Consider the following 10,745-nt stretch of genomic DNA (forward strand, 5'->3'; position numbering starts at 1 on the left):
CGCCCACCCCCACCCCCGCCGCCGCCAGACGCGCCGCCACCACCTCCACCAAAGCTCACCACGGTTAAATTTGTCCCTCCTGTTATCAAGAAGGATGAAGAAGTGCCAAAACAGGAAGAGATTCCTGACCAGGAGGAGCTGAAGGATAAGGTAGTTGCTAACGAAACTGTGAAAGGCAACACGGATAACCCTGCTGATTTGGCTGGTTTGGAGCCTGGTGAAGGCACCAAAGCAGTAGAAGAAGTAGTAGAAACGAAGCCTTATCAATACGTAGAACAGATGCCTGTATTCCCAGGTGGCCAAGAAGCTCTTCTCGGCTACATCGGCAAGAATATCAAGTATCCTGCCATGGCCCTGCGCAATCAGGTGGAAGGCCGCGTATTTATCAAGTTCGTAGTAGGTGCCGATGGTAGCGTAACTGGTGCTACAATTGAAAAAGGTATTGGCGCTGGTTGCGACGAAGAGGCTCTTCGCGTAATTAAGAACCTGCCTAAGTTCACGCCTGGCAAACAAAATGGTCGTGCTGTACCAGTATACTTACTGTTCCAGTAACCTTCGCTATCAAATAGTACTGCCATAAACTTCGGTTTATAGCCTTTAAACCCCGGATTAAGCAATTGCTTGATCCGGGGTTTTATTTTATAACATATATATAGTCAGCACGCATACTATTCTATTTAGGCACATCGTTTACTAGTTGAAAGCCACCTAATAAGGATGAGTTGAGGATGAGTTGGCTTGGGGAATATATCGTTGGCACCGTTGTTCACTTTATTCTTTATATCCCATGACCACAACACCGCACACCTCCATCTTACCCTCCTTAGACGATATCGTTTTTGAGGGCCGTAACAAAGCTTACGGGGCATATGTGTTACGCCGTGTGTACGGAGAGCACATGAGAAAAGCGCTAATGTTAGCCATTGCGTTAGCAGCCCTGTTGATCAGCATTCCAATGGCAGTCCGGTATTTCTTTCCACCATTGGTCGTTGTACCTGAGATTCCGTTAGTACCGCCTACTACCGTGCTTACTGATGTGCATATAGCGGACCCGGTTACTACACCACCAGCTGCCCGGCCCATAGCTGTGGTGCAGCCGCCGAAGGATGTTGCTCCTCAGATTCTACCTGATGAATTAGTAAAACCCGACACAAAACCTGTAGAAGTTATTACTAATAACGACGCCACTCCAGGGACAACCGTTGGCCCAATTGCAGGTGAGGCCGTCGATGCTGGAGTTCTGGGTGGTACCGGTAAGGATACGTCTGCGAAAGTGGCGGAGCCAGCCGTAACGAAACCATTCCTTCATGTGGAAGAAATGCCAGATTTTATTGGCGGCCAAGCGGCTCTGGTAAAGTATCTGCAACGCAATCTAAAATATCCATCCAATGCTCTTCGAGAAGGAGTATCTGGTCGTGTCTTTGTTGCATTTACTGTTAACTCCGACGGTAGTATTGCCGATGTAGAGATCTTAAAGGGCTTGGGCTATGGTACCGAGGAGGAAGCCGCTCGTGTAATTAAAGCTATGCCTTCTTGGAAGCCAGGTCGGCAAAACAACCGTGCAGTGCCGGTACGTTACACCTTACCTATCACTTTTCACTACGAATAGGTAGTTGTGGCAGGTAGTAAAAGCTACTACCTGCATCATCTAGTTGTTTTTGCTAAAGCCAAAAAATAGTCGGTTTATGCTAAACCGACTATTTTTTGGCTTTTTTTGTGGCAATAATGTGATGCGCATCACGTTGTCATCTGCTACTTAGCTGAACAAATTGATTAGCTTCCGTTGTTTGCTCAGTATCAACTCATTCCTGTTGCATACTCATGCTTAATCTCACGCCCACCGAAGAAAGATTAAATCAGCCTTCCAAACAGCGTTTCTCACATTACTTCATGCTTGTCATGTCAGTAGTATATTGCGGACTGGGTATTTTCTTTTGGACGGATGCAGCCAGTGCATTAACAATATCTAGCACCAAGCGTCAATTATTAGGTTTGGTCTTCGTGTTTTACGGAATTGTTAGATTTGTCCGCACCTATCAGCACCATTTTCGCAAACGTAATGACGATGCACGCTAACATCCGGTTCGCCGGCGCTTTCCTTCTGCTCAGTGGAGTATTGGCCAGCTGTGGGAATGGCAACAGCTCTACTAGTCCTGACTCTACTGATACCACGACTAGTGGCACCATTAATATTAGCGTAGATGAGACGTTTGCGCCAATTATTACTTCCCAGGTTGACACCTTCGAGAAACTGTACCCAAGTGCCCATTTACAGGCTGCTTACAAGCCAGAGGGCGATGCTATTCAGGACCTGCTCACTGATAAGGCCCGACTAGCTATTGTACCGCGGGAGCTGAGCGAAACGGAGCGCAATGTATTTAAGCGCATCAATCTGGAGCCTCGCAGCATTAAGATTGGCACGGATGGTTTAGCTATTATTCTGCATCCTTCTAATCCTGATACTTTGCTCACCGTCGCGCAGCTGCGTGATATATTTACCGGCAAGACAGCCGAATGGACCCAGGTAAGCGGCAAAAAGAAACTTGGAACCATTCGGGTGGTGTTTGACAATAATAATTCCAGTACCACTCGTTTCGTACAGGACTCTGTAACACGCGGAGCCGCCCTTACAAAACAGGCTTTTGCAGCAAAATCGAACCCAGCCTTGCTAGATTACGTTGCTACCCATCCAGACGCTATTGGCGTTGTGGGCGTAAACTGGATCAGCGACCGGGATGACGCAACTGTTGAAAAGTTCTTAGAACGGGTCAATGTTGCTGCTTTAAGCGCCCGAGCAAGTGGTTCAACTCCTGAAGACTATGTTCAGCCTTATCAGGGCAACCTAGCCTACAAGAAGCCTGAACTGTTGAAGGCTCATCCCGATTTGCGTAACTACCCGTTACGGCGCGACTTGTACGTCATTAGCCGCGAAGCTCGGGCTGGCCTTGGCACTGGTTTTGCCTCTTTTGCAGCTGGCAATAATGGTCAGTTGATCATTCAAAAGTCGGGGCTCATGCCTGCCAACGTGCAGGTTCGCCTGATCGAGACTACAACGCGTTAAGCACTTTACTCCTTTCCCTTTCACCTGTATTCACCAAACCTTTTGCTCATGAACCTCAAGCCCTGGAAGCTTACGCTCCTCGCTGCTTTGTCAGTTTCCGGCACTGCCGCTCTTGCTCAGAATACTACGGGTGCCCAAAAATCCATCGACCTGGAGCGCTACAGCGAAGCCCGTGCTTCGTTGCTTAAGCAAGGCTCTTCGTCAGAAGCCTCTTATGAATTAGGCCGCCTCTACCAGATGCGAGACATGCCTGATTCGGCTGCGTATTATTTCAATCGTATTCCGCTCAACCAGAAAGACGCAACCTCTTTGGTAGCTGCTGGCCGTGCCGCCTTAGCACAAGGCAAAACGGCTGAAGCTGAAGCGCAGTTTGATAATGCTGTAAAAGCGTCGAAAGGCAAGAATGCGCAGGTGTATACAATGATTGCGCAGGCTTATGCGGAGTCAGATGTAAAAGACATCACGAAGGCCCTTACCTACGTGGATGCAGCCCAAAAGCTCAACAAGAGCGGCAAGGATGATCCGGCGTTGATGATTGCTCGTGGTGACATCTACCTGAAATCAGAAACGGGTGGTGGTGAAGCCATGAACAGCTACGAGCGTGCTACGCTTGCTGACCCAAACAACGTGAAAGCATACGTGCGTAAAGGTCAGTTGAACATGCGTGCTCGTACTTACAACGAGGCCAAGACCAACTTTGATAAAGCTATCAGCCTTGATCCGAATTATGCTCCTGCGTACAACGCTCTAGCGGAGACGTACTACTTCGCTGGACGTTACGACGACGCTCTGGCGCAATTCCAGAAGTACTCTTCGCTGGCTGAGAAGTCGCTACTACTGATGCCAAGTATGCATCCTTCCTGTACCTCACTAAGAAATATCCTGAGGCACTAGTAGAAGTAGACAAGGTTCTTGCTAACAACCCCAACGATCTGACCATGAATCGTCTGAAGGCTTATACCTTGTATGAGACTGGTAAGAACGACGAGGCACTGGCGGCTATGCAGAAATATATGCAGGTTGCTAGCGCTAGCAACAAGGTGATTACCGAAGACAACGTGTACTACGGTAAGATGCTGATCAAAGGTGGTAAAACCAGTGAGGGTGCAGCCATCATCAAGAAGGCCATTGATTCTGATCCGAAGAAGGCTGCTGAACTGCAGAACGAACTGGCACAGGCTTACTTGGCAGCCAAAGATTACCCCAATGCCATTGCCACCTACCGTGCTAAGATGACAGCCAACAAAGGTGGTGAACTGACGGACAAGGTATACTTAGGCCGTGCGTATGAGATGAACGGTCAGTTTGTTCAGGCTGATAGCCTGTACAGTTTAGTAGTGGCTGAGCGTCCAACCTACGTACCTGGTTACCAGATGCGTGCCCGTGCTAACGCCAACATCGATAAAGACTCAAAGCAAGGCCTCGCCAAGGCTCACTACGAGAAATATATTGAGGTTGCTAGCGGTGCTGATGCAGCTAAGTACAAGTCAGGTCTGATCGAGGCTAACAAGTATCTTGGTTCGTACTACTACGTGACCAAGAATGACAAGGCAGCCTCCTTGCCCTACTGGCAGCAGGTATTGGCTCTTGACCCAGCCGACCAGCAAGCTAAAACTGCCGTAGCTGAGATTACGAAGCCTAAGACTGCTACTGTAAAGCGCAAGTAATAGAATTTCGATTATACAGAAAAGGCCCGCTACATATGGTAGCGGGCCTTTTCTATTTATACCGTTTGATTTATTCTGCATACTGCTCCCACTTAGCCAGCAAGGCCTCAAAATCTGCGGGAAGCTCTACCTCAAAATGCAGGCGCTCGTGGGTAGTTGGGTGTACAAACCCTAGTGACTTTGCATGTAGTGCTTGGCGTGGCATCATTGCCAGAGCGCTTTCCGCAAAGCTTTTGTACGCTCCAGTGCGCTGACCATATACTATTTTATCACCACCATATGTAGCATCACCGAATAGTGGGTGACCGATGTGCTTCATATGAGCTCGGATTTGATGGGTTCGGCCCGTCTCAAGATTACACTTCAGGAGAGCTACTTTCCCGAATGAGCGTAAGACTTGGTAGTGCGTAACAGCATGCTTGCCTTGCTCGCCGTCAGGATACACAGCTTGTATCTTACGGTCCTTTACGCTTCGTCCTATATGGCCTCTAATTGTGCCCGACGTTTCTTTGGGCACGCCCCATACCAGTGCCAAATACGTACGCTCAATAGTATGGTGAAAGAACTGCTGGGACAGATGAGTCATTGCCCATTCCGTCTTTCCAACTACTAGTAACCCAGACGTGTCCTTATCAATACGATGGACTAGCCCAGGCCTAATTTCGCCGTTACGGCCAGTGGGTAAATTATTGAGATGGTAAGCCAGCCCATTCACTAAAGTTCCGTTCCAGTTTCCGAAAGCAGGATGCACGACCAATCCTGCGGGCTTATTCACAAGTAGAAGCTCACTGTCCTCAAACCGAATATCCAAGGCCATGGGTTCGGGCACAACTTTGAACTCGCGGGGAGGCTCCGGCAGTGTTATGGTAATAACATCTAACGGCTTAACCCTGTAATTAGACTTAGCTGGCCGATCATTCACTTGCACAGCCTCGGCCCGAATGGCATTTTGAATGCGAGTGCGGGAAGTACTAGGCAGCCGGTTTAGCAGAAACTTATCTAGCCGGAGTAGCTCTTGACCCTTATCTGCTCGAATGCGGTGATGCTCATACAGCTCGTCTCCTTCATCTCCCTCTTCTAGTGCATCAGCCGTTGAGGGCACTTGGTCGTCTTCGTCTTGAGGCGTGTGATTTTCCTCCATGGGCACGGGCTACAGGTAGTCGTTTATTATAGCAAAACAGCCGAGGCGTATGCCCCGGCTGTTTTGTATTCAAAAGAAGTGTATATACAGCGCTAGACAAGCGCCGTCTATTACTTCTTGGTTTTAGTCTTAGTCTTTGAAGGAGCAGCGGGAGTAGATGCTGGTGAGGCAGCAGGAGTTGTTACCTTAGCTGCTGCTTGTGCGGCACCAGGAGTGATACCCATTTTCTTGAGGATAAGATCCGACACGTCACCTTCTTTGGGGCCGTGTAGTAGTACAGGGCTAGCACCGTCTGAATTCAAGATGTAGGTGTAGCCATTTTCGTCAGCTACGGCATCAATCGTCTTCTGGAGCTTATCCAAGGCTGGCTTCAGCAAAGTCTGCTGCTTCTGCTGCAACGACAGTTCAGCATTTTGCTGAAACTCCTGAATTGACTGCTGCAAATTTTGCAGCTCTTTTTCCTTATCGGCCTTCACCACTTCTGTCATGGTGCTTTGAGCCTTTACATAAGCTTCGCCTTTCGTACGATACTCGTTACCCTTGGCATCAAGCTGATTTTTTAGCTGCGTGCTGTAGTCCTTCAGCTGAGACTCAATCTGCTTGCTTTCGGGCATCTGGCTCAGCACATATTCTACGCTGGTGTAGCCAATTTTCAGCGGTGCGGCGGTCTGAGCCATAGAAGCCGTAGCCGTGGTGAAAGTAAGGGCGGCAGCAGCCAGCGCAACGCGAAATTTGTTCATGGTGGTCATCAAAAGGTAAATCGTCAGAGAGTTAGATGCACAAAGTTAATTTTTTCGGCTAGCTGGCCGAGCCGACGTCTTAGTACGCGTCGGAGCAGCTTCTTCAGCTGTACCTTCTTCTGCCCCTGCCGGGGCGGTAGGAGTGGTTACAGTTCTCACTGCACCTTTTTGTGCGGGTTGGTTGCGGTCTTCTGAAGCCAAGCCTAACTCCTCCAAAACAAACTCCGTGTAATCGTGCACAGGGTTCGTATAGAGCATGGTCAAGTCACCAGACTTGTCGAATACAATAGCCAACTGCTTTTTCTTGGCTACCTTCTCAATAGCCTCAAATACTTGGTCCTGCACCGGCTTAGTTAGCTCCTGGCGCTTTTTGAAGAGTTGACCCTCGAAGCCGAAAATCTTATTCTGGTAGGCTTTAATGTCCTGTTCCTTCTTCAGAATCTCGTCTTGACGTTTCTTCTTCATTGGCTCCGTTAGAACCACTTCCTCGGCCTGATAATTCCGGTACAGTTTATCAAGGTCTCTTTTCTGTGACTCAATGTCCTTCTGCCAGTTACCCGACAAGGTATTGAGTTCCTGCTGAGCCTGTGCGTAGGCAGGCAGCTTACTCATGATAAACTCGGAATCAACGTAGCCGAACTTCTGAGCATTTGCGGCGGTGGCCGTGAAACCAAGCAGCAATGCTGCCATCATCCACGTTATTAACTTCTGCATGTGAGTGAAGATAAGGTAACCACCGGCCCGCCGAACTTAGCGAATCTGCTGACCGATGATAAAGTGGAACATGCCTTTCTGCTGGTTCTGTCCAGACGTATAGATCGGCACTTTGTCAAAGCCCCAGCCGTAGTCGAAGCCTAGCAAACCAAATGCCGACATAAAGATACGCGCGCCGAAGCCAGCTGAACGGTACAACTTGTAAGGGTTGTAATCGGTGTAGCGTTCAAAAGCATTACCTGCCTCTGCAAAGCTTAGAACATAGACAGTTGCAGCAGGGTTCAAGCTCACAGGATAACGCATTTCCATTACGAACTTGTTATACACTACCCCGCCATTGGAGCCACTACGGGCCGTCGGGATAGGTGCACTATCGTCGCTACCTGGGTCAGCATAGCCGCGCAGACCTACGTACTCAGTACCCACCAAGAAGTTGGAAGCACCACCAGCACCCAAGCCAGAGCCACCTAGTTTAAATCGCTCGAAGGGACCTATCTGGCGGCTGCTGTTGTAGCTGCCAATGAAGCCAAAGTGAGCCCGTGTGTTGAGTACCAACTTTCCTACCACCGGTGAGAACCAGGAGGCATCGAACATCCACTTGTGGAATTCTACCCACTCATTCACATTCGGATGCGAACCGGGGAACAGAGAGTAGGGAGGCGTCAAGTTTACGCTCAACGATACGGAAGAGCCACGACGCGTAAACGTCGGGTTATCAATGCTGTTGCGCGACAGCGTAGTGTTGAACGTGAAGTTATTTGCGTTACCGTTGGTAAAACCTTCGAAGATGTTATAGTTCTGCAGCTTGTACTGACTGTACGACAGTGAGTTACTCAACGTGAAGTAGTCGTCTGGCCACCGCAGGCGGCGACCCAAGCTCACTGAAGCGCTGTTTACCTTGATAGACTGACCTGTTTCGGGGTCGAAGTTGGTACCCAAGCGCTGGATACTCTTATTTAGGCTGAAGGAGAAGGAGTTCGGCTTGCGGCCTCCTAGCCACGGCTCTGTGAAAGAGAACGAATACGCCTGGTACTGCAACCCGTTTGCTTGCACGTTAAGGGCCAAGCGCTGCCCATCACCAGCCGGAACAGGCGTCCAGTTACGTAAGCTACTGGCTTTGCGCAGCGAGAAGTTGTTGAATACCAAGCCTACAGTACCAATAAAGCCAGCGTAACCACCCCAACCACCCGACAGGGTAATTTGGTCAGAAGGCTTCTCTTCAACCGTATAGTTGATATCTACCGTCCCATCTGCCTGATTCGGCACTGGGTTGAGGCCAATCTTTTCTGGGTCAAAATACCCCAGGGTTGCAATTTCCCGTTGGCTACGGATTAGGTTCTCACGGCTGAACTTATCCCCTGGTAAGGTGTATAGTGCACGACGAACTACGTGGTCCGACGTTTTTGTATTGCCAGCAATGTTTATTTCCTTGATGCGTGCCTGTACCCCTTCCGTGATGCGCATCTCAATATCAATTGAGTCGCCCTCCACTTTGGTTTCAACGGGCTCAATCTGAAAGAAGAGGTAGCCATCGTTCATATAGAGCGAGGTCACGTCTTGGCCCGTTGGGTTATAGTTCAGGCGCTTATCAAGCGTCTCCTTGCTATACACGCTACCTGGCTGAATTGCCAGCACCGATGCCAGAGTCTTGTCGTCATAGAGATAATTGCCGTTCCACGTGATGCGACGGAAGTAATACTTCGGTCCTTCATCAACGCGCACATTCAGCACTAGCCCTTTATCGTCGCGCACCAGCGAATCCGACACCACTGTTGCATCCCGGTAGCCTTGGCTATTATAGAAGTCGATGAGCTTCTTCTTGTCTTCTTCAAACTCTGTGCGCTGGAACTTGCCCGAGTTGAATAGTTTCGGAAATTTCTTCTCCTTCGTCTTTTTGAATTTACCCTTGAGCTTACCGTCTGAGAAAGCTTCATTGCCTTCGAATACGATATCGTGGATCCGGACCTTTTGACCTTTGTCTACGTTGATCTTTAGCACAACGCTGTTGGACAGAGAGGAATCTGGCAGTTGGGTTATGCTAACCTTTGCATCCAGGAAACCCTTGTTGGTATAAAACTTCCGTACCTGGGTTTTCGTATTGTTCAACAGGGCATCCGTCACCACTTTGCCCCGAATGAGCTTGATCTTATTTTTCAAGTCATCAGCCTGGCCCTTGCCAATGCCTGAGAACTCGAATTTTGACAAGCGAGGGCGCTCCTTGAGGTTGAAATCAAGGAAAATGCGAGAACCCTCGACGTGGTCGATGCTCACGCTCACGTCCCCTAGAATACCTTGGTCCCACAAACGGCGAATTGCTTTACCAATTTCTTCACCAGGAATACTAATTGGGTCGCCAACTTTCAACCCTGTTAGCCCAATTAGCGTATTTGAGTCAAGGTAACGTGCACCGCTGATGCTAATTCCTCCTAGGGTGTACCGTTGAGGCTCTGCCCCGGGTGTAGCAGCCGGAGAAGTCTGTGCGTGAGCCACACCACTGATTCCTCCACCTAAGGTAAGGGTGACAGCAAGGGCCCGAAGAAACGTATTATAGGAAGAACTCATTCTGTGCGGTTACGAAACGGTTAGCTGCTCACTGGTTTTTCCAAAACGTCGCTCCCGCCGCTGGTAAGCGTGGATGGCGTCATAGAAATGCTCTCGACGGAAATCGGGCCACAGCAAGTCCGTGATAAATAGTTCGGTGTAGGCCAGTTGCCACAGCAAGAAATTACTGATGCGCTGCTCCCCGCTAGTTCGGATGAGCAACTCAGGGTCGGGCATGCCGGCTGTAGCAAGAAAGCCCGTGATAGTTTGCTCAGTTACCTGATCTGGTGCTAGTCGACCAGCTGCTACTTCAGTGGCAAGCTTTTGCGCCGCTTGGGTTAAATCCCAACGCCCACTGTAACTCAACGCCAAAACGAGAGTCATGCGAGAGCCATTTTTGGTAAGCTCCATCGACTCAGCTAGCTCCCGTTGGCAAGAGGCAGGCAAGCTGTCAATCTGCCCGATAGCTTGCAAACGAATATCGTTTTTCAGCAGGGTAGCTGTTTCCTGTCGAATGGTATGCACCAATAGCTGCATCAGCGCCATTACCTCATGAGCTGGTCGTGACCAGTTCTCAGTAGAGAAGGCATAGAGAGTAAGGTAGCGCACACCTATTTCAGCAGCAGCTTCTACCGTCTCCCGCACGGCCGTAATGGCGCTCTGGTGACCAAAGATGCGTAAACCACCTTTTTGCTTAGCCCACCGACCATTACCGTCCATGATGACGGCTACGTGCGCGGGAATGTTCTGGGAGTCAATGTCGGACCGGGCGGCCATTAGTACTTTTTGCGTAAAGAGGCTGCAAGTTACGCAAATGGTTGCATTCGTTCTTGCCTGCTTTTCAACGGTTATACCACAGCGCAGATTGCAAGGGGGACTCC

General features: G+C 49.5%; 11 protein-coding genes. 6 read left to right on the forward strand and 5 right to left on the reverse strand.

Annotated elements, in window-relative coordinates; genetic code table 11:
- The 6 genes from VI25_RS20800 to VI25_RS20820 all read left to right on the forward strand — a co-directional run.
- A partial coding sequence (locus VI25_RS20800; RefSeq protein ID WP_236705176.1) for an energy transducer TonB occupies positions 1-552 on the forward strand: 552 nt, incomplete at its 5' end.
- 235 nt (positions 553-787) lie between these two features.
- Entirely contained in the window at positions 788-1,609 is an 822-nt protein-coding gene (locus tag VI25_RS20805; RefSeq protein ID WP_045690476.1) for an energy transducer TonB, read from the forward strand.
- A gap of 212 nt (positions 1,610-1,821) precedes the next feature.
- On the forward strand, positions 1,822-2,076 hold the full coding sequence (locus VI25_RS24900) for a hypothetical protein (RefSeq protein WP_143437159.1): 255 nt from the start codon (positions 1,822-1,824) through the stop codon (positions 2,074-2,076).
- Entirely contained in the window at positions 2,060-3,061 is a 1,002-nt protein-coding gene (locus tag VI25_RS20810; RefSeq protein WP_045687171.1) for a PstS family phosphate ABC transporter substrate-binding protein, read from the forward strand. Before VI25_RS24900 ends, VI25_RS20810 begins: the two co-directional genes overlap by 17 nt.
- A 48-nt stretch (positions 3,062-3,109) precedes the next feature.
- Entirely contained in the window at positions 3,110-3,955 is an 846-nt protein-coding gene (locus VI25_RS20815; protein ID WP_045687172.1) for a tetratricopeptide repeat protein, read from the forward strand.
- Positions 3,956-3,993: 38 nt separating this feature from the next.
- A complete protein-coding gene (locus tag VI25_RS20820; protein WP_410503450.1) occupies positions 3,994-4,728 on the forward strand; it encodes a tetratricopeptide repeat protein in 735 nt (244 codons plus the stop codon).
- A gap of 70 nt (positions 4,729-4,798) precedes the next feature.
- Here the strand turns inward: VI25_RS20820 and VI25_RS20825 are convergent, their stop codons facing one another.
- From VI25_RS20825 to VI25_RS20845, 5 genes are all read right to left on the reverse strand, one after another.
- The gene (locus VI25_RS20825) at positions 4,799-5,869 is read right to left on the reverse strand and encodes an RluA family pseudouridine synthase (protein ID WP_045687174.1); all 1,071 of its coding nucleotides are present in this window, start codon (positions 5,867-5,869) and stop codon (positions 4,799-4,801) included.
- 110 nt (positions 5,870-5,979) lie between these two features.
- Complete coding sequence (locus VI25_RS20830; protein ID WP_236705177.1) at positions 5,980-6,609, reverse strand: OmpH family outer membrane protein; 630 nt, start codon at positions 6,607-6,609, stop codon at positions 5,980-5,982.
- Between the two features lie 45 nt (positions 6,610-6,654).
- Positions 6,655-7,323, reverse strand: coding sequence for an OmpH family outer membrane protein (locus VI25_RS20835; protein WP_045687175.1), 669 nt, complete (start codon positions 7,321-7,323; stop codon positions 6,655-6,657).
- 36 nt (positions 7,324-7,359) lie between these two features.
- The gene (gene bamA, locus VI25_RS20840; protein WP_055562812.1) at positions 7,360-9,885 is read right to left on the reverse strand and encodes an outer membrane protein assembly factor BamA; all 2,526 of its coding nucleotides are present in this window, start codon (positions 9,883-9,885) and stop codon (positions 7,360-7,362) included.
- 9 nt (positions 9,886-9,894) lie between these two features.
- Entirely contained in the window at positions 9,895-10,641 is a 747-nt protein-coding gene (locus tag VI25_RS20845) for an isoprenyl transferase (RefSeq protein ID WP_045687176.1), read from the reverse strand.
- Positions 10,642-10,745: the final 104 nt, after the last annotated feature.

This window comes from Hymenobacter sp. AT01-02 (assembly GCF_000961955.2).
GTDB classification, from domain to species: Bacteria; Bacteroidota; Bacteroidia; order Cytophagales; family Hymenobacteraceae; genus Hymenobacter; species Hymenobacter mucosus.